We start from the raw sequence: 18,576 nt of genomic DNA, 5'->3' as shown, positions 1-18,576 counted from the left end.
ATGGCGAAGTCCCGCAGGGTCCTCCTCAAACTTTCCGGTGAAGCTTTCGGCGGCGGGGCTGTTGGCCTTGATCCGCTTGTCGTCCGCGATATTGCGGGACAGATCGCGACTGCGGTGCGCCGCGGAGTCGAAGTCGCAGTCGTCGTCGGTGGTGGTAATTTCTTCCGGGGAGCCTCCCTCGCCCAAGCGGGCATGGACCGCTCCCGCGCGGACTACATGGGCATGCTGGGAACCGTCATGAACGCCCTCGCCCTCCAAGATTTCATCGAACAAGCGGGAGTTCCTGCCCGAGTCCAGTCCGCGATCACCATGACGCAGGTCGCTGAGCCATACATTCCTCTTCGCGCGATTCGCCACCTGGAGAAGGGACGCGTCGTGATTTTCGGCGCCGGAGCCGGCATGCCCTACTTCTCGACCGACACGGTCTCGGTTCAACGGACCCTCGAAACCCACTGCGATGAACTCCTCGTCGCGAAGAACGGGGTCGACGGCGTGTACGACGATGACCCGCGCACGAACCCAGAAGCGAAGAAGCTCGACTTCGTCACATACTCGGACGCCTTGGCTCATGAACTCAAGGTCGTCGATTCGACCGCGCTGGCCCTGTGCCGCGACAATGGGCTCAAGACCCGGATCTTCGGTATGTCCGAGCCCGGTAACGTGACTGCTGCTCTTCTCGGCGAGAGAATCGGTACTCTTGTCACGGCTGACAACTGATCAACATAGGAGCCCCAGTGATTGATGACATTCTCCTCGAGGCCGAGGACAAGATGGATCGCGCCGTCGAGGCCGCCCGAGGCGAGTTCGGCAACATCCGTACCGGACGAGCCAACTCGGCGATGTTCGATCAGATCCCAGTCGACTACTACGGCGCTCCCACGCCCATGCAACAGCTCGCTTCCTTCCAGATCCCCGAGGCGCGCACCGTCCTCATCTCTCCTTTCGACCGAACCGCGACCCAGGAGATCCTCAAGGCCCTGCGCGAGTCCGACTTGGGAGTGAACCCCACCGATGACGGGAACGTCATCCGAGTCGTCCTTCCCGCCCTCACCGAGGAGCGTCGCCGCGAGTACGTCAAGCTCGCGAAGACGAAGGCCGAGGAAGCCCGAGTGTCGGTGCGCAACATTCGCCGCAAGGCGAAGGACACGCTCGATAAGGTGAAGAAGGACGGGGAGGCCGGCGAAGACGAAGTCGATCGCGCTGAAAAGTCCCTCGAGTCCACGACCAAGAGCCACGTCGAGCAGATCGACAAGCTCCTCGCCTCGAAGGAAAGCGAGCTTCTCACGCTGTGAGCCCAATGGATTCCCCCTCCCTCGTCGGACGGATCCTCCATCCGGGTCCGACCCGGCAGGGGGAGCCCCTTGCCGCATCCGGCAAAGCCGGTCGTAATCTTCCAGCAGCGGTCACGACGGCCATCGTGCTGATCGCTGCGGCCGCACTGCCGCTCGTCTATGCCCCCTGGCTGTTCGTCGTCCTCATCGGCGTGTTGGTCCTCGCGGGCCTGTGGGAGCTGGGCGGAGCCTTCGCCCGACTCGGAACATCCCTGATGATGCCCCCCTTGTACATCGGGGCCATCGGGATGCTCACCTGCGCCTGGACTCTTGGTCCCGAAGCGCTCCTCTTCGCCTTGTATGCGAGCTTCTTCGCCGTCGTCACCTGGAGGATCCTCGAAGGTGACATGAAGGGCTGCATCCAAGACGTCATGGCTTCCGTGTTCGCCACCGTCTACATTCCCTTCCTCGCATCCTTCGTCGTCCTCATGGTCAAGGACTTCCAGGACCCGTGGATCGTGCTCGTCTACGTCGGCCTCGTCGTCGCATCCGACACCGGTGGCTGGGTCGCAGGAGTTCTTTTCGGGAAGCATCCGATGGCGCCGCGCCTGTCCCCAAAGAAGTCCTGGGAGGGCTTCGCCGGTTCAAGCATCGCAGCGGCCGGCCTCGGTGCGGTCTCCTTCTGGGCGCTCGGAGCTCATTGGGGCTTCGGCGTCCTCGCAGGACTCGGGGCCTGCATTATCGGCACTCTCGGTGACCTCACCGAGTCGCTCATTAAGAGAGAAGCAGGATTGAAGGACATGTCGGCGCTCCTTCCAGGGCACGGGGGGATCCTTGATCGAGTGGATGCACTCCTCATGGTCGCTCCCCTCATGTACCTGATCTTGTCCTGGACGCTCCTAGGAGCCCAATGACTGTTGAACACGCCGCGCGCCCAGAGGTGCGTCCAAGCGATCAAGCACCCGAGGGCGCCACAAGCGCCGACGCGAAGCCGATCATTTCTTTCGCACCCAAACGCAGGGGAAAAGCGCCTGCGCATCTGGCGGATCTTGACCTCGCCGGACGCAAGAAGGTTGTGAAGGATCTTGGCCTCCCGGCCTTTAGAGCCGATCAGCTCTCCCGCCACTACTTCGATCATTTCAGCGCCGACCCGAACACGATGACGGATATTCCCGCCTCGATGCGAGAAAACCTGGTCAAGGTGCTCCTTCCCGAACTCGTCACCGAGCTCGTCGTCCAACGCGCCGACCGAGGAATGACCCTCAAGCACCTGTGGCGCCTCTTCGACGGGGCGAAGGTCGAGTCGGTCCTCATGCGCTATCCGGAAAGGACGACCCTGTGCGTCTCCTCCCAAGCCGGATGCGGTATGGCCTGTCCGTTTTGCGCGACCGGGCAGATGGGGCTCACCCGTAATCTGTCGACCGCGGAAATCATCGACCAAGTGCGTCAGGCTCAAGTGGCATGCAGGGAAGGGCTCCTCGAAGGTGGGCCCACGCGTCTAAGCAATATCGTGTTCATGGGGATGGGAGAGCCCCTCGCGAACTACAAGATGCTCGTCTCGGCGCTCCACCGTCTCATCGATCCAAGTCCTGAAGGTTTTGGCATGTCGGCGCGCAATATCACGGTGTCAACGGTCGGCCTCGTCCCCGCAATCAAGAAACTCGCAGGCGAAGGCCTTCCCGTGACTCTCGCGGTTTCGCTCCATGCGCCAGACGACGATCTTCGCGACGAGTTGATCCCCATTAACTCGCGGTGGAAAGTCGGCGAACTCCTCGATGCGGCTCGTGAGTACTTCCTCACAAACGGTCGGCGTGTCTCGATCGAATACGCGCTCATCAAGGACATGAACGATCAGCGTTACAGGGCTCAACTCCTCGCCGACGAGCTCAATAAGCGCGGACATGGCTGGGCCCATGTCAATCCGATCCCTTTGAATCCGACGCCCGGAACGATCTGGACCGCCTCGACGCGGCGCGCTCAGGACGCATTTGTGAAGACCCTGCGCGACAATGGGATCTCGACATCAATTCGCGATACCCGCGGCTCCGACATTGACGGCGCATGCGGTCAACTTGCGACCGCCGTTACTCAGGGCGGAGCGACAACAGCAGCAAACGAGGAACGATCCGAGCAGGAGAACCGATGAGTGACGCTTTCCCGAAGGTGAGCTTCTTAAGGAACGGATACGCGCCCGAACACGTGGACGCCTTCTTCGAAGACGCACGCAGGGCTTACGAGGGCGGTGTGCCCGCAGAGCGATTCTCCTCTGAACAGGTCCGCCAAGCGACATTCCCTCTCAAACGTGGCGGCTATCGGATGGACGCGGTCGATGCGGCGATGAACCGTCTCGAAGCGGCTTTCGTTCAACGTGACCGCCTCGATCATGTCGCCGTCAACGGTGAAGCGGCGTGGCTTGAGAAGATCGCGGACCGTGCGACCACCTTGTACGACAGGCTCTTGCGCCCGCGCGGTGAGCGCTTCGCTCACCCTCAGAAGGGACGAGGCTACGATGTCGTCGCAGTTGACGACCTCCTCGATCGCCTGGCCGCCTACTTCGACGAAGGCAGGCCCTTGAATGTCGACGAAGTGCGCACCGCGGTCTTTAAGCCTGCTCGCGGAAAGAGGGGATACCTCGAAGGGCCGGTAGATGCCTATCTGGGGCGTGCGGTCGAGATCCTCCTCGCAGTCGAATGAGCGCTCCCACCCACTTTGCAGCCTCCCCGGTCGTCGTCCTCGGATCTACCGGCTCCATCGGCACCCAAGCTTTGGAGGTCATCCGCTCGCACCCCGGACGTTTCGACGTTCACGCTCTGGCAGCGGGTGGAGGGCGTATTGAACTCCTCGCACGCCAAGTCCTCGAGTTCGGCCCCGAGCTCGTCGCCCTCGCCTCACAAGGCGCCCAGGAGCTGATTGACGCACTGAGAACCCTGGATCCGAAGGCGAAGATCCCCGAGATCCTCGAGGGAGAAGACGGCGTGACTCAGGCCGCCGGTCTCGTCCCCTCGGGTGTTGTTCTCAACGGCATCACCGGGGGAGTGGGGCTTGCTCCGACTCTCGCGGCCCTTCAATCGGGGGCGACTCTCGCTTTGGCGAATAAGGAGTCCCTCGTCGTGGGCGGCCACCTCGTCAGGGGTGCCTGCGTGCGCCCCGGCCAGATCGTCCCAGTGGACTCGGAGCATTCCGCGATCGCTCAGGCACTCGCTTCGGGCGTGCATGAGAAGGGACTGACCTCGCCGCTCCTTACGGGCAAGACCGAGGTCGCCGACCTGGTGCTCACCGCTTCGGGAGGTCCTTTCAGGGGCCGCACTCGTCAAGAGCTTCGCGATGTGACTCCCGCTCAGGCCTTCTCCCACCCGACCTGGGATATGGGTCCGGTCGTCACGATCAACTCCTCGACTCTCGTCAACAAGGGACTTGAACTCATTGAGGCGCATCTGCTTTTCGATGTTGCCCCTGAGCATGTGCTCACGGTCGTGCACCCCCAGTCGATCGTCCACTCGATGGTGACCTGGATTGATGGGGCGACGACCTTGCAGGCATCCCCGCCGGATATGCGCCTGCCGATCGCCCTCGGATTGTCGTGGCCCGAACGCCTCGAGAAAGTCGAAGAGCCCCTGGCATGGAGCAAACCCCAGTCCTGGACGTTCGAAGCGATTGACGAGACGACATTCCCAGCGGTGAGTCTTGCGCGCTCGGCTGTGGCCGCATCTGCGACCCACCCCGCAGTCTTCAACGCCGCCAATGAGATCCTTGTCGACGCTTTCATTTCGGGACGCCTGCCTTGGCTCGGCATTGTTGATGTGCTGCGCGAGGTGGTTGGCGCCCATGAGGGCATCGCAGATCCCCTGCTCGAGGACATCATCGGGGCCCAGGAGTGGGCCAGGGCCCGCGCCGAAGAGGCCGTGGCCCAGGAGGGCTGGAAGTAATGGGACAGGTCCTCGGAATCCTCGTGGTCCTGATCGGCCTTACCCTCTCCGTCGCCTTGCATGAGCTCGGACATATGCTTCCGGCGAAACGCTTTGGCGCCCTCGTCCCCGAGTACGCGATCGGTTTCGGGCCGAAACTCTTCTCAGTGAAGAAAGGGACGACCCGCTACGTTCTTCGCGCCTTCCCCCTGGGCGGATACGTGCGTATTCTCGGCATGTTCGCCCCCGGTTCGCTCTCGCGTAAGCGATGGAGGCGCTCGGGGCATCTCACTCTCGCGGAGGAGGCGCGCCGCGCCAGCGCAGAGGAGATCCCCAAGGGCGAGGAAGCTCGAGCCTTCTATCGCCTGAGCTGGTGGCGCAAGGCGATCATCATGGCCTGCGGGCCGATGGTGAACCTTTTTCTCGCTTTCGTCTTCCTTGCGGTCGCGGCCTTCGGAATCGGCTCGCCCGTAGCGACTCTTGAGCTTTCCGAAGTTCGCGCCACTGTTCATACCTCCTCGGGTGAACTCGTCGGCCCTGCGGCCACTGCTGGAGTGAAGCCAGGGGATCGGATTGTCGCCGTTGGGGGCAGATCGATTTCGCGGTGGTCAGAGCTTGGCCCCGCTGTGAAAGAAGCTGGACCCGGCCCGATCGAGCTCACCCTCGAACGGGCAGATGCGCTTGTGAGTGTGCCCGTCACTCCTCTCATGGGCGAGGACGGGCGGCCCGTGATCGGCGTCGTTGCCGCCAAAGAGTATCGGGCTGCCACGCCCAGCGAATTCATCGGCGCCTATATGCAGATGCTCACGAGAACCGGCGATGCCCTCATCTCCCTTCCGAGCTCCCTGTGGAATGTTGCTCACTCTCTTGTCGCAGGAACACAACGCGATCAGGACGGCCTCGTCTCCATTGTCGGAGTCGGCAGAATCGCGGGAGAAGTGAGCGCGGATTCGAGCGGCGCCAATCCCGATTTGCTGCGCAACACATGGGCAGTTCTTCTGTCCATTTTGGCCTCTGTGAACATTGCACTCGGGCTTTTCAATCTCATTCCCCTTCCGCCCCTCGACGGCGGGCATGTTGCAGGGGCCCTTTTCGAAGGGGTGCGCTCAGGAGCTGCGAGGCTTGCCCGCAAGCCACAGCCCGGGCCCGTCGATACAGCACGGCTCATGCCTGTGAGCTACACGGTCGGCGCACTGCTCATCGCGATGACGCTGCTTCTCGTACTCGCCGATATCATTCGACCGATCGCATTGGAGTGATTCCACAAGGGAGAAGAAGGAAGAGTGACTCACCGCCCGGTTTTCACGAATGATTATTCCGTTACCGCTCATCCCGCGGTTTTAGCGGAGATCACCTCCTTGAATACGAGAACCTTTGCGGGATATGGGATGGATGAACTGTGTTCTCAAGCCGAATCGAGGATCCTTGAGCTGTGTGACGCTCCTTCGGGATGTGTGCGTTTCATCGTCGGCGGCACACAAGTCAATGACATTGCGATCGATTCTTTCTTGCGCCCCTGGCAGTCGGTCCTGTGCGCCACCACCGGCCATATCGCCACGCACGAGGCCGGGGCGATTGAGAACTCTGGCCATTCGATTCAGCTTTTGGCCTCCCACGATGGCCTCCTCGACCCCAATGAAGTCGAGGACTTCATCCTTCAGTGGCGTGATGGAGGGATGCGCGAGCATCTGGCTGAACCTGGCCTCGTGTGCATCTCCCAGCCAACGGAGCTCGGGACCTTGTATTCTCTTGAACGCTTAGAGGCCCTGTCCGAGGTGTGTCATGCCCACGGTCTCGCTCTCTACATTGATGGCGCCCGCATGGGCTACGGGCTCGGGGCGATAACGAATGATGTCACCCTCAAAGACATTGCCCGTTTCAGTGATGCTTTCACGATCGGGGGGACGAAATGCGGAGCCCTTGGCGCAGAAGCCCTCGTCTTGCCCAGGCACAAGGAGTGTGAGCATCTGCGTCCCCTCATGAAGATCCACGGAGGTCTTCTCGCGAAAGGATGGCTCTTGGGGGCACAGTTCCTCGCTCTGCTCAAAAACGGGGACTATTTCACTGCGACCCGGGAAGCGACTGTGCGCGCCCAGAGGATCCGTCGAGCCTTCGAGGAGGCCGGGTTCGAGATGCTCGTCGATTCGCCGACGAACCAGATCTTCCCGATCCTGCCCCTCGATGTGTGGGAGGATCTTTCTTCACGTTTCGAGCTGCTCGAATGGGAGAGTCTGTCACCGGATCGGGTGTGCGCTCGCGTCGTGGTGTCCTGGTCGACGACAAAAGAGGACGAGGCGGCGCTCCTCGAATGGATTGCCAAGGTCTCGAAATAGAGGTCAAGCATTCGTGGGAAGCTCATGAAAAGCCCGGGCGCACCCCGGGGGAGCGTGAGGGACAGGACACAAAGTCGGAGCTGTCGAGCCTGGCGCAGCGGAGAGCGGGCGATAATAGGGGCGTGACTGAAATTGCTCTGGGCATGCCCGCCGTGAAGACCTCATCCTTCCCGCGTAAGAAGACTCGCCGCATCATGGTCGGCGATGTTCCCGTCGGCGATGGGGCACCGGTTTCCGTCCAGTCGATGACAACGACGAAGACCCACGATATTGGTGCGACCCTCCAGCAGATCGCAGAGCTCACGACCGCGGGTTGTGACATTGTGCGCGTCGCCTGCCCGACGGACAAGGACGCTGAAGCTCTGCCGATCATCGCGAAGCAATCACGTATTCCGGTGATCGCTGATATCCACTTCAACCCGAAGTACGTCTTCGCCGCCATCGAGGCGGGCTGTGGTGCGGTGCGCGTCAACCCCGGAAACATCCGAAGGTTCGATGATCAAGTCAAGGAGATCTGCAAGGCGGCCTCGGACCATGGGACGTCCCTGCGCATTGGTGTGAACGCTGGTTCTTTGGATCCGCGCCTGCTCAAGAAGTACGGAAAGGCCACCCCTGAGGCTCTCGTTGAGTCCGCCGTATGGGAGGCTTCCCTCTTCGAGGAGAATGATTTCCACGATTTCAAGATTTCCGTCAAGCATCACGATGTACTGACAATGATCGAGGCCTACCGTCAGCTCTCCGAGGCGGGCGAATGGCCTCTTCACCTGGGTGTGACTGAGGCCGGCCCCGCTTTCCAGGGCACGATCAAATCCGTGTCCGCGTTCTCGGTGCTTCTTGCCCAGGGAATCGGCGACACGATCCGCGTCTCCTTGTCTGCGCCCCCGGTCGAGGAGGTCAAGGTCGGTACGAAGCTCTTGGAGTACTTGGGACTGCGTGACAGGACCCTCGAGATCGTCTCCTGTCCTTCTTGCGGACGCGCGCAGGTCGACGTGTGGACTCTTGCTGAGAACGTGACTGAGGGTTTGAAGGAGCTCACGGTCCCGCTTCGCGTTGCCGTCATGGGCTGCGTTGTCAATGGTCCCGGTGAGGCTCGCGAGGCCGACCTTGGTGTCGCTTCGGGCAATGGGAAGGGACAGATCTTCATTCGCGGTGAGGTCGTTGAGACGGTTCCTGAGGATCAGATTGTCGAGACCCTGATCAATCGGGCGAATGCTCTCGCTGAGGAAATGGGCCTTGAACCTGGGGACGGCGAGGTTGAAGTCCTTCCCCTTGGGCGCTGAGTGCGTAAGGATTTGAGCAGTCAGGAAGGAACACCGATGAAGTTCACTCGTTGTCTCGCGTTGACGGGCGCAGCCCTTGTCGGGGCGGCTGTTGCGAGCGGTTTCCCGCGGCGGATCGGGTTGAGCGCATCGGAGGCTGCGGTCTCCCTGCCGGGCGATCTGCTCGTGCCCACCGCTGATACGGTGTTCGACCGCGGCGTGCGCATTGACGCTTCGCCTGAGATGGTGTGGCGAGTCATTGAGCAGGCTTTCGAGGACGAGGAGGCTTCGCGTATCCTGGCTCGCGAGGAGAACTCCTGCCTGATTCTGAGCGTGCCGACTCCCGGATTTGAAGACGAGGGCCGCAGTGGGACTGTTGTTTTTGCGCTTTTGCCTTTGACGCCGGAACGAACCTTGCTTCACCTGCGAGAACGGCACGTGGCGGCTCCGGAGTCGTCCTCGGTGGCATTGGGGGCGCGTCTTGCGCTGGAGTCTTTCACTGCGATGCGCATGCTGAGGGATATTAAGCGGGCAGCCTTAGGGCTCTGAGTACTTTGGGGCAGTCGGCTGGCGTTTTCAGTTACGCTGAAGCGATGCTAGAGCACGTCGGAGTGCCATAGGACATTGCTTTGAGGGGAGGAACACTCATGAGCCAATGGTTCGGCGTGTTGATGCTCGTCGTGACGGGAGTGTTCATCCTCGCTGCCTGGGGCTGGCTGTGGTCGGGCGTGAGCCTCAGGGCCCGCAGGATCGCGATCCTGCGCTGCTACCCCTTCTCCTCCAGGGCGGCGATTCCTCAGATTCAAGCTGTGATCTGGCCTCTTGTGCCCCTCGCGGGGCTCACCTGGATTGTCCTGGGAGCTGTGAGTGCCAGGATGATCGTGGGACGCGATCCGATCTTCGAGTCCACGATTGTTGCTGTGCTTTTTGCTGCGATCGTGGTGATTGCCGCCTGGTCTTTCATGGGTGGAGCCTTGCCGGATTGGATGTATCCGGGGTGGATGGCCACTCGCTTTTACAGGCGCCATCCGCAGCGTTCACGCGAGGAACTGCAAAGGATGCTTCTCGAGCCGCGTCACTGAGGGAGAAGAAGAGGCCCTGAGCCCGGAGGGGAGGTGGAGCTCAAGGGGAGCGAGGTCGCTTCGGGGCGGGGGCGTGGACTACCCTGGACGGGTGCTGAGAACTTTGTCTTCATACTTCCTGCGCACTTTGCGCGAGGACCCGGCCGATGCCGAGGTCGATTCCCATAAGCTCCTCGTCAGAGCCGGTTACATTCGACGTGCGGCCCCTGGAATCTACACCTGGCTGCCCCTCGGTCTGCGGGTCCTGCGCAAGGTGGAGGCGATTGTCCGCGAGGAAATGGACCGAATGGGAGCCCAGGAGGTTCATTTCCCGGCCCTCCTTTCGGCTGAACCCTATAAGGCGACGAAGCGTTGGGAGGAGTACGGTCCGACTCTCTTCACACTCGTCGACCGCAAGCAGGGCGACTACCTGCTTGCTCCGACTCATGAGGAGATGTTCACCCTTCTTGTCAAGGACATGTACTCCTCGTACAAGGATCTGCCGACGATGCTCTACCAGATCCAGACGAAGTATCGTGATGAGGCTCGTCCACGCGCGGGCTTGATTCGTGGCCGCGAGTTCATCATGAAGGACGCCTATTCCTTCGATCTGACGGATGAGGGGCTCAACGCCTCCTATAACGCTGAACGCGACACTTACGAGCGTATCTTCACTCGTCTTGGGCTCGACTATGTCATCGTGTCGGCCATGTCGGGCGCGATGGGTGGTTCGCGTTCGGAGGAGTTCCTGCACCCGAGCCCGATCGGAGAGGACACTTTCGTCCGTTCCCCCGGAGGCTATGCGGCGAACGCTGAAGCTGTGACGACTCCCGCTCCTGAGCCCGTCGACGCTTCCGGAGTGGGAGAGCCTCGCGTCGTTGCGACTCCCGAATGCTCAACCATTGAGACCCTCGTGGAGTTGCTGAACTCGGAGTATCCGCGCAGCGATGGGCGCCCCTGGAACGGCGCCGACACTTTGAAGAATGTCGTGGTGACCCTCACTCACCCGGATGGTTCTACTGAGCTCCTCGTCGTCGGTATTCCCGGTGATCGTCAGATCGATATGAAGCGCCTCGGGGCTTCACTCGCCCCGGCTGAAGTGGAGATGGCGACCGACAAGGAGCTTGAGGACTATCCCGAACTGGTGCGCGGCTACATTGGCCCCCAGGTCATCGGTCCGAATTCGCCCGCCCGCACGATCGACGAGGACGGGCGCGTGAGCGGTACGGTCCGCTATCTCGTTGATCCTCGGATCGTCGAGGGGACGAGCTGGGTGACCGGCGCGAATAAGGATCAGCATCACGTCCTCAACCTCGTGATGGGACGGGATTTCCAGGTTGACGGCACGATCGAGGCCGCTGAGGTCCGTGAGGGCGACTTGGCTCCTGACGGATCGGGTCCGCTCCACCTAGAGCGGGGCATCGAGATCGGCCACATCTTCGCTCTTGGCCGCAAGTACGCGAATGCTCTGGGGCTGACGGTCCTTGATGAGAACGGCAAGGCTCAGGTCGTCACCATGGGCTCCTACGGGATCGGCGTGTCCCGTGTGCTCGCTGCTCTCGCCGAAGCCAACCACGATGACAAAGGCCTCGCCTGGCCTGCGATTATCGCTCCCTTCGATGTGCATGTTCTCGCAACCGGGAAGGGCGATGAGGTGTTTGAAACCGCCCAGGCCCTGTCCCAAGAGCTCGAGGCTCGGGGCTTGGATGTGCTCTTCGATGACCGGCGCAAGGTGAGTGCGGGAGTGAAGTTCGCCGACTCGGAACTCCTCGGTGTTCCGCTGTCCCTCGTTGTCGGGCGGGGACTGGCCACAGGCCTCGTTGAGGTCCGCGAGCGTGCTTCGGGCGAACGCAGGGAGCTTGCTATCGGAGAGGCCGTGGAGGCACTGCTGGCCGCTCATGAGCAGTTGATCAAGGGAGAGTGAAGATGGCGCATCGTGAAATCCGAATCATCGGAGACCCTGTTCTGCGTACTCCGTGCGAGGAGATCCGCGAGATTGACGCCTCGATCAAGGCGCTTGTCGAAGACCTCCTCGAGAATGTTGATATGGATGGGCGTGCAGGTCTTGCCGCCAACCAGATCGGCGTGAGCAAGAGGGCTTTCTCCTACAACATTGATGGCGAGATCGGCTACGTCCTCAACCCTCGGATTGTCGAAGTCTCGCAGGACGAGTATCAGGACGGCGACGAGGGCTGCCTCTCGGTGCCGCAGCTGTGGTATCCGACTGAGCGAGCCTGGTATGCGCGCGTCGAGGGCATTGACTTGGACGGCAAGAAGATCACCCTCGAGGGCGAAGAGCTGATGGCCCGATGCCTCCAACACGAGTGCGATCACTTGGACGGCTACATCTATATTGATCGCCTCGATCGCAAGACCCGCAAGAAGGCGCTGCGCGACATCCGCAATCAGGAGTGGTGAACGCATTCCTTGACGATCACTGAGCGACCCGCCGCAGGTTCCTTCTGGAAGCTGGGGCGGGTCCGCTATGATGAGGGTGCACCGTGAAAACAGTGGATGTTCGGTTCAGAGGACGTAGGGGAAGACGATCCTCAAGAAGAACCGGAGGTCACATTGAGAGGGACATACACCCGCGGTGTACTTTTCGTGCACTCGACGCCGCCCGCACTGTGCCCGCACATCGAATGGGCTGTCGGCACCGCCCTCGGCCAGGAAGTGCATCTTCAATGGATCGCACAAGATGCTGCCCCCGGCATGGTGAGAAGCGAATTCTCCTGGGCCGGTCCAACGGGCTCAGGAGCGCGCCTCGCCTCCGCGCTTCGTGGATGGGAACACCTGCGATACGAGGTGACGGAGGAAGCGAGTCCACACAATGACGGCGGACGCTGGTCGCATACCCCCTCACTGGGGATCTTCCACTCTCAGATGGATACCGTCGGCAATATGGTCGTCCCCGAGGACCGCATCCGCGCAGCCCTGGAAGGCGCTTCTTCCCTTGAAGAGCTGCGCGAAGGACTCGACCTCGCCCTGGGCGCGGCCTGGGATGAGGAACTCGAACCCTTCCGTCACGCAGGAGCCGGGGCACCCGTGCGCTGGTTGAACAACAGGGTCGGCTGAGATGGGGTCGATCGCGGAGCTACTCGGATACTCCCTCACGCCTGAAGAACCTGAGGACACTCATACTCGGGCGCAAGAGGACTCGGATCGCATCCGCGAAACAGCGATGGCGGCCGTCCTCGATGAGACCTCCCTCGAGCCCGAGGCAGCGCGCGCAAATCTCAGACTCGTTGAGGACCTCGACCTCGACGACCTCGTCCTCTACGCGATCATCGCGAGAATCGAACACGAATTGCACATCCAGATCCCCGACGCATCCATCGCGGCGTGGACAACCCTGGAAGACCTCCTCACAGGAGTAGAGGCCGCCACACGCTGAGATACTCCGGGCGCTTCCTCTCTTTCGTGCTGCCTGAGATGAATATGAGACGGAATGTGCGAAAGGCCACAGGAGTGCCGCGCCTTCTCTAGGCTTGGAGGAGGAGGTGCATCAGCGTGGATGCTGCTCAGGAACACTCACAGTCTGTGCGCGGGCTCATCCCCGTATGGGTCGCGAAGCCGCTTCTTGCGCTCACAGGGCTGTTCATGGTGGCCTTCGTCGCCATTCACATGCTCGGAAACCTCAAGATCCTCATCGACCCGGACTCAATGGATGCCTACGCGGCGTGGCTTCGTGAACTCCTCGTCCCCCTCATGCCCTACGAGGGGGCCTTGTGGATCTTCAGGATTCTTCTCCTCTTGGCGATCCTCACGCATATTCTTTGCGCCCTCGCCCTTAAAGCCTCAGCCTTGAGAACCCGAACACCGGGGGCAGGCGGAATGCACGCGCGTCGTATCCTCGCGAGCGCGATGCTGCCAACGGGAATCCTCCTCGCCATTCTCATCGTCTTGCACATCCTCGACCTGACCCTCGGCGTCGTTGTGGCCTCCGCAGCCTTCAGGCCTCCAGACCCGGCTTTCCATGCAGCCGCGAATGTCCTCGCATCTCTTTCTCGCCCCCTGGCGGGCGCGGCCTACGCCCTCTTCCTCATCGCACTCGGCCTTCATCTCTTCCACGGGATCGGCCTGGCTGTCAAAGACCTGGGCATGACCGGGAGGCGAGGACTGAGAATCGCAGAAATCATCGGAGCAGGAATCGCCGTCGCAATCGTCCTGGGCGACGGAGCGGTCCTGTGCTTCTCCCTGATGAAGGGACTCGCCCCATGATCAACGAAGAAGAACCCATCACCTCCAGGATCGACCTGCGCATGGCACGAATCACGCCCCCCGCAGTCGAGGAGGGCCCCACGCTCGACGCCCACGAACCCGAAGTGCCCGTGGAGAACAAGTGGGCGCACTTCGTCTCTACGGCGGGCCTCATCAGCCCCGCGAACCGCCCTAAGCTCCGCATCGTCGTCGTCGGCACGGGACTGGCCGGGGCGGGAGCCGCAGTCGCCCTGTCCGAACTCGGTTTCGCAGTGGATGCGGTGACCTTCCACGACTCCCCGAGACGCGCCCACTCCGTCGCAGCCCAAGGCGGAATCAACGCGGCCCGAGGCAGGGGAGTGGACGGGGACAGCCTCAAACGCTTCGTCACCGACACACTCAAAGGCGGGGACTTCCGCGCCCGAGAATCCGAGGTCTACCGCCTCGGCGAGCTTTCGAGCAAAGTCATTGACCACATGAATGCCCTCGGAGTCCCCTTCGCCCGCGAATACGGGGGCCACTTGGCTAAACGTTCTTTCGGCGGCGTTCAAGTCTCCCGAACCTTCTACTCGCGCGGGCAAACGGGCCAGCAGCTCCAGATCGCAGCATCGAGCGCGCTCCTGCGAGAAACCGCCGCAGGCAGGATTCGCCTGCATCCGCGCACGGAGATGCTTGATCTTCTTCTCGCCGAGGGCAGGGCGGCCGGAGTGGTCGTCCGTGATCTGGAGAGCGGGCGCATCCACGTCATTCGAGCACATGCAGTTGTGCTCGCGACGGGCGGCTATGGGAGCTGTTACTTCTCCTCGACCCTCGCGAAGAACTCCAATGCGACAGCGGTGTGGCGGGCGCATCGTGCGGGCGCGGCTTTCGCCTCACCTTCCTTCGTCCAGTTCCATCCCACAGCTTTGCCCATGTCGAATCCCTGGCAGTCGAAGACGACTCTCATGTCGGAGTCGCTGCGCAACGATGGGCGGATCTGGGTGCCCCTGAGTGCCCAGGATCAGCGAGAGCCCGGCGACATTCCCGAAGAGGAACGGGACTACTACCTCGAACGCCAATACCCCGCATACGGCAATCTCACACCTCGTGATATCGCATCGAGGGCGGCCCATGCGCAGATCCGAGCGGGGCGCGGAGTCGGCCCTGCCCGAAACTCTGTGTACCTTGACTTCCGTGATGCTTTGGCTGCCCAGGGCAGGCAGGCTTTGGAAGCGAAGTACTCCAATCTTTTCGACATGTACAAGGACTCGACGGGGGAGGATCCCTATACGCGGCCAATGAGAATCGCACCCGGCGCCCATTTCACAATGGGAGGCCTGTGGGTGGACTACCGCCTCCAATCAACCATTCCTGGGCTCTTCGTCGCCGGCGAGGCGAACGCCGCCTACCACGGGGCGAACCGACTGGGCGCGAACTCCCTTCTCGCCGCATGCGTCGACGGGGCTTTCACGATCCCGCACGTCGTCACCGACTACCTCTCGTCCCGTTTCAAAGAGCCCCTCATCAGCGAGGAAGATTCGGCGCTCCGCGAGGCACTCGAACGGACCGAGAATCGGATCGACCGTGCTTTTTCTGCGGCGGGCACGACGAGCGCAAAGGACTTCCATCGCGAACTTGGAGAGCTCATGTACGAGTCTTGCGGTGTGACCCGCTCCCGTAAGGGACTCATCCGGGGGATTCACGACATTCGACAGATCCGAACGGCCTTCGACGAGGACGTGAGAATCACCGGTACAGCACACGAGTTCAACCAAGATCTCGTTGAAGCGATGCGCGTACGGGACTTCCTCGAACTCGCCGAACTCATGTGCGTCGACGCTCTTCACCGCGAGGAGTCGTGCGGGGCGCACTTCCGCGTCGAACACGTCACGGCAGATGGAGAGGCCAGGAGAGACGATGAGGAATGGCGGTGCGTGTCCGCTTGGGAGTCTCAGGGCTGGGATCAGACCCCGAGCTTCCTTCACCGGCGTGAAGACCTCGCCTTCCATAGTGTTGAAGTGAAGGCGAGGGATTACCGATGATGCTTCGAGTCAAAGTCTGGAGGCAGGACGGGCGCGAGCAGAAGGGGCGTTTCGAAGAGTATGTGCTCGAAGACGCAGATCCTTTGATGAGCATTCTTGAAATGCTCGATGCTTTAAACGCTTCACTCATTAAACAGAATATTGCGCCCATCGCTTTCGATTCGGATTGCCGGGAGGGGATTTGCGGGGCCTGCGCGTTGATGGTCAATGGTCGCCCCAATGGTTTTGCTCAGAACCTGCCCGCATGCCATCAGCGTTTGGGCGAATTGGAAGAGGGAACGAGGATCACCATTGAGCCTTTGCGCTCCGGCCTGTATCCGGTGATCCGTGATCTCGTTGTCGACCGTTCGATCCTTGACCACCTCATGGGCACTGGCGGTGCGGCTTCGACGAAGACCGGGGCTGCGCCGGACGCCGATGGACTCCCAATCGGGAAAGACAGGGCCCTTGAGGCTTTGGACTTGGGAGCGTGTATCGGATGCGGAGTGTGCGTCGCGGCCTGCCCGAATGGGTCTGCCGCCCTTTATGCGGGGGCGCGCCTGGCTTCTCTTGCACTCTTGCCGATCCCCTCCAAAGAGCGTCGCAAGCGGGCTCGTGACATGTCGAAGGCGCTTGAGAGTTTCTTCGGGGGCTGCTCTGGCTACGCGGAGTGTGTTCGCGCCTGTCCCGCCAAGCTCCCATTGGGAGTAACGGGAGTGGTGACTCGGGAGCGTTGGGGTGCCCTTTTCCACCGCAAGAACTGAGAAGGCGGGCTTCTGACGCCTGGTTGTGCTGGGGTCGTGCGCCGAAGGAGAGGGCGCTGCACCCCCACAGCTTTTCGTCAAGATTGTGCCAAGCTGGTCTTATGAGATGGTGAACTCTGTGTGATCTTTCGGCAAGTCTAGGTCGATCGTCCCAGGTTGCGAGAGAATCGCTGTGTCGCGCAGCGAAGCGCGAAAGCCAGTGAAGAGGGAGAAACAGGTGAAGACCGTCGGCAGGATCGAAGAGGACCTCCTCGGCACCCGCAGCGTTCCACTCGAAGCCTATTGGGGCATCCATACTCTCCGAGCGATCGAGAACTATCAGATCTCAGGGCACACGATCGGCGACGAACCCGCCTTCGTGCGCGGCATGGTCCAAGTGAAGAAGGCCTCGGCCTTGGCGAACAGGGATTTCGGGATCCTCGATCCGCAGATCGCGGACGCCATCATCTGGGCCTGCGATGAGATCCTCGAGGACGGGCGCTGCCTCGATCAATTCCCAATCGACGTCTTCCAAGGTGGCGCGGGCACGAGCGTGAACATGAACACCAATGAGGTCGTCGCGAACCTCGCCCTCGAACACTTGGGATACGCGAAGGGACGCTACACCCACGTTCACCCGAACGACCATGTGAACAAATCCCAATCGACCAATGATGCCTACCCGACAGGCTTTCGCCTGGGGGTTTATGAGAAAGTCGAAGCGCTCATCGCCGAGCTCGAACGCCTGATCGATTCCCTCGCCTCCAAGGGCTTGCAGTTCAAGGATGTTTTGAAGATGGGACGCACCCAGCTTCAAGACGCGGTGCCGATGAGCCTGGGCCAGGAGTTCGAAGCTTTTTCGGTCCTGCTCGGCGAGGAAATCCCTCGCTTGCGCAACAATTCAGTGCTCCTTCTCGAAGTGAATCTCGGCGCCACTGCCATTGGAACGGGACTCAACACTCCCGAGGGCTACCAGGATGCGGTCGTGAGTCATCTTCGCGAAGTCACGGGACTTGAGATCAAGGGCGCGGATAATCTCCTTGAGGCGACGAGCGACACCGGTGCCTATGTGTCGATCCATGCGGCGATCAAGCGCCTCGGAGTGAAGCTGTCGAAGATCTGCAATGATTTGCGCCTTTTGTCTTCCGGGCCCCGCGCAGGGTTGGGGGAGATTCGCCTTCCGGAACGCGCTGCGGGTTCGTCGATCATGCCCGCGAAAGTGAATCCGGTGATTCCCGAGGTCGTCAACCAGGTCTGCTTCAAGGTCTTCGGCAATGACGTGGCCCTTTCTTTCGCCTCCGAGGCCGGCCAGCTTCAGCTCAATGTCATGGAACCCGTGATCGGGCAGTGCTTGTTCGAATCCATCAACCTGCTGACCTCGGCGATGCGGACCCTCAGAGAGTTCTGCATCATCGGGATTGAAGCGAATGAGGAGGTGTGCAGGCGCAATGTGCTTGATTCCATTGGGATTGTTACCTACCTCAATGAGGTGATCGGGCACGCGAACGGGGATGCGGTCGGTAGGGAGTGTGCGAGGTCGGGGCGCAATGTGGCAGAAGTCGTCCTCGAAATGGGGCTCCTTGATGAGAAGACCCTGGATGAGCTTTTGAGTGTGGAGAATCTGTTGCGTCCGAAGTACCGGGATAAGAACTATTACTCGGGCGCGGATCCTTCGGTCGTTGAAGTGCCCGAGGACCCTGCTCGTGACTGACTGCGCCTGAGTCGCCCCCTGCTCGTAGCAGAGGCGCGTGTGGAACACGGTGCCCCGGTTTTTCCTCCTGCTTGAAACACCGGTAGTGGGCCC

Annotated in this window: 19 protein-coding genes; all 19 read left to right on the top strand. The window is 61.3% G+C overall.

The features are described 5' to 3' along the window. Nucleotides 1–717 carry a UMP kinase gene (gene pyrH / locus JFX23_RS00690; protein WP_040314138.1) on the top strand — a complete coding sequence of 239 codons (717 nt, stop codon included), beginning with the start codon at nucleotides 1–3 and terminating at the stop codon, nucleotides 715–717. A 17-nt stretch (nucleotides 718–734) separates the two neighbouring features. Next, a complete protein-coding gene (gene frr / locus JFX23_RS00685) occupies nucleotides 735–1,292 on the top strand; it encodes a ribosome recycling factor (protein WP_198774995.1) in 558 nt (185 codons plus the stop codon). Between the two features lie 5 nt (nucleotides 1,293–1,297). Beyond that, nucleotides 1,298–2,185: a phosphatidate cytidylyltransferase gene (locus JFX23_RS00680; RefSeq protein WP_198774993.1), complete on the top strand. Its 888-nt coding sequence runs from the start codon at nucleotides 1,298–1,300 to the stop codon at nucleotides 2,183–2,185. After that, the gene (rlmN, locus tag JFX23_RS00675) at nucleotides 2,182–3,417 is read left to right on the top strand and encodes a dual-specificity RNA methyltransferase RlmN (RefSeq protein WP_198774991.1); all 1,236 of its coding nucleotides are present in this window, start codon (nucleotides 2,182–2,184) and stop codon (nucleotides 3,415–3,417) included. The genes JFX23_RS00680 and rlmN overlap by 4 nt, the downstream gene beginning before the upstream one ends. After that, nucleotides 3,414–3,965, top strand: a complete 552-nt coding sequence (locus JFX23_RS00670; RefSeq protein WP_198774989.1) for a DivIVA domain-containing protein — start codon at nucleotides 3,414–3,416, stop codon at nucleotides 3,963–3,965. Before rlmN ends, JFX23_RS00670 begins: the two co-directional genes overlap by 4 nt. Continuing rightward, entirely contained in the window at nucleotides 3,962–5,197 is a 1,236-nt protein-coding gene (gene dxr, locus JFX23_RS00665; RefSeq protein ID WP_198774981.1) for a 1-deoxy-D-xylulose-5-phosphate reductoisomerase, read from the top strand. Before JFX23_RS00670 ends, dxr begins: the two co-directional genes overlap by 4 nt. Then, complete coding sequence (locus JFX23_RS00660; RefSeq protein WP_198774980.1) at nucleotides 5,197–6,435, top strand: M50 family metallopeptidase; 1,239 nt, start codon at nucleotides 5,197–5,199, stop codon at nucleotides 6,433–6,435. Before dxr ends, JFX23_RS00660 begins: the two co-directional genes overlap by 1 nt. 24 nt (nucleotides 6,436–6,459) lie before the next feature. Next, nucleotides 6,460–7,509 (top strand): threonine aldolase family protein, encoded by a 1,050-nt coding sequence (locus JFX23_RS00655; RefSeq protein ID WP_198774978.1) that lies wholly within the window; start codon nucleotides 6,460–6,462, stop codon nucleotides 7,507–7,509. A 143-nt stretch (nucleotides 7,510–7,652) separates the two neighbouring features. Next, nucleotides 7,653–8,789 (top strand): flavodoxin-dependent (E)-4-hydroxy-3-methylbut-2-enyl-diphosphate synthase, encoded by a 1,137-nt coding sequence (gene ispG, locus JFX23_RS00650; protein ID WP_198775288.1) that lies wholly within the window; start codon nucleotides 7,653–7,655, stop codon nucleotides 8,787–8,789. A gap of 36 nt (nucleotides 8,790–8,825) precedes the next feature. Further along, on the top strand, nucleotides 8,826–9,317 hold the full coding sequence (locus JFX23_RS00645; RefSeq protein WP_198774976.1) for a hypothetical protein: 492 nt from the start codon (nucleotides 8,826–8,828) through the stop codon (nucleotides 9,315–9,317). 98 nt (nucleotides 9,318–9,415) lie between these two features. Continuing rightward, a complete protein-coding gene (locus JFX23_RS00640) occupies nucleotides 9,416–9,850 on the top strand; it encodes a hypothetical protein (RefSeq protein ID WP_198774974.1) in 435 nt (144 codons plus the stop codon). A 91-nt stretch (nucleotides 9,851–9,941) separates the two neighbouring features. Next, nucleotides 9,942–11,753 (top strand): proline--tRNA ligase, encoded by a 1,812-nt coding sequence (locus JFX23_RS00635; RefSeq protein WP_198774968.1) that lies wholly within the window; start codon nucleotides 9,942–9,944, stop codon nucleotides 11,751–11,753. A gap of 2 nt (nucleotides 11,754–11,755) precedes the next feature. Next, entirely contained in the window at nucleotides 11,756–12,247 is a 492-nt protein-coding gene (def, locus tag JFX23_RS00630) for a peptide deformylase (RefSeq protein ID WP_198774967.1), read from the top strand. 153 nt (nucleotides 12,248–12,400) lie between these two features. Then, on the top strand, nucleotides 12,401–12,904 hold the full coding sequence (locus tag JFX23_RS00625; RefSeq protein WP_040314308.1) for a DUF3145 domain-containing protein: 504 nt from the start codon (nucleotides 12,401–12,403) through the stop codon (nucleotides 12,902–12,904). A 1-nt stretch (nucleotide 12,905) separates the two neighbouring features. Beyond that, a complete protein-coding gene (locus tag JFX23_RS00620; RefSeq protein WP_198774966.1) occupies nucleotides 12,906–13,223 on the top strand; it encodes a phosphopantetheine-binding protein in 318 nt (105 codons plus the stop codon). Nucleotides 13,224–13,339: 116 nt separating this feature from the next. After that, nucleotides 13,340–14,050: a succinate dehydrogenase/fumarate reductase transmembrane subunit gene (locus JFX23_RS00615; RefSeq protein WP_198774965.1), complete on the top strand. Its 711-nt coding sequence runs from the start codon at nucleotides 13,340–13,342 to the stop codon at nucleotides 14,048–14,050. Then, nucleotides 14,047–16,050: a fumarate reductase/succinate dehydrogenase flavoprotein subunit gene (locus tag JFX23_RS00610; RefSeq protein WP_198774964.1), complete on the top strand. Its 2,004-nt coding sequence runs from the start codon at nucleotides 14,047–14,049 to the stop codon at nucleotides 16,048–16,050. Before JFX23_RS00615 ends, JFX23_RS00610 begins: the two co-directional genes overlap by 4 nt. Beyond that, complete coding sequence (locus JFX23_RS00605) at nucleotides 16,047–16,793, top strand: succinate dehydrogenase/fumarate reductase iron-sulfur subunit (protein ID WP_198774963.1); 747 nt, start codon at nucleotides 16,047–16,049, stop codon at nucleotides 16,791–16,793. Before JFX23_RS00610 ends, JFX23_RS00605 begins: the two co-directional genes overlap by 4 nt. A gap of 217 nt (nucleotides 16,794–17,010) precedes the next feature. Further along, nucleotides 17,011–18,483 carry an aspartate ammonia-lyase gene (gene aspA, locus JFX23_RS00600; protein WP_198774961.1) on the top strand — a complete coding sequence of 491 codons (1,473 nt, stop codon included), beginning with the start codon at nucleotides 17,011–17,013 and terminating at the stop codon, nucleotides 18,481–18,483. Nucleotides 18,484–18,576 lie beyond the last annotated feature (93 nt).

Source organism: Schaalia cardiffensis, assembly GCF_016405145.1.
GTDB classification, from domain to species: Bacteria; Actinomycetota; Actinomycetes; order Actinomycetales; family Actinomycetaceae; genus Pauljensenia; species Pauljensenia cardiffensis.
The sequence above is the reverse complement of the archived record's forward strand: the minus strand, read 5'-3'. Positions and strand labels throughout refer to the sequence as shown.

What these genes read in the sequence shown, in the direction of transcription:
- JFX23_RS00680 (WP_198774993.1), top strand. Translation starts at nt 1,298, where the DNA reads ATGGATTCCCCCTCCCTCGTCGGACGGATCCTCCATCCGGGTCCGACC.
- dxr (WP_198774981.1), top strand. Translation starts at nt 3,962, where the DNA reads ATGAGCGCTCCCACCCACTTTGCAGCCTCCCCGGTCGTCGTCCTCGGA.
- JFX23_RS00645 (WP_198774976.1), top strand. Translation starts at nt 8,826, where the DNA reads ATGAAGTTCACTCGTTGTCTCGCGTTGACGGGCGCAGCCCTTGTCGGG.
- JFX23_RS00640 (WP_198774974.1), top strand. Translation starts at nt 9,416, where the DNA reads ATGAGCCAATGGTTCGGCGTGTTGATGCTCGTCGTGACGGGAGTGTTC.
- rlmN (WP_198774991.1), top strand. Translation starts at nt 2,182, where the DNA reads ATGACTGTTGAACACGCCGCGCGCCCAGAGGTGCGTCCAAGCGATCAA.
- pyrH (WP_040314138.1), top strand. Translation starts at nt 1, where the DNA reads ATGGCGAAGTCCCGCAGGGTCCTCCTCAAACTTTCCGGTGAAGCTTTC.
- JFX23_RS00670 (WP_198774989.1), top strand. Translation starts at nt 3,414, where the DNA reads ATGAGTGACGCTTTCCCGAAGGTGAGCTTCTTAAGGAACGGATACGCG.
- JFX23_RS00660 (WP_198774980.1), top strand. Translation starts at nt 5,197, where the DNA reads ATGGGACAGGTCCTCGGAATCCTCGTGGTCCTGATCGGCCTTACCCTC.
- def (WP_198774967.1), top strand. Translation starts at nt 11,756, where the DNA reads ATGGCGCATCGTGAAATCCGAATCATCGGAGACCCTGTTCTGCGTACT.
- JFX23_RS00610 (WP_198774964.1), top strand. Translation starts at nt 14,047, where the DNA reads ATGATCAACGAAGAAGAACCCATCACCTCCAGGATCGACCTGCGCATG.
- JFX23_RS00605 (WP_198774963.1), top strand. Translation starts at nt 16,047, where the DNA reads ATGATGCTTCGAGTCAAAGTCTGGAGGCAGGACGGGCGCGAGCAGAAG.
- JFX23_RS00620 (WP_198774966.1), top strand. Translation starts at nt 12,906, where the DNA reads ATGGGGTCGATCGCGGAGCTACTCGGATACTCCCTCACGCCTGAAGAA.
- ispG (WP_198775288.1), top strand. Translation starts at nt 7,653, where the DNA reads ATGCCCGCCGTGAAGACCTCATCCTTCCCGCGTAAGAAGACTCGCCGC.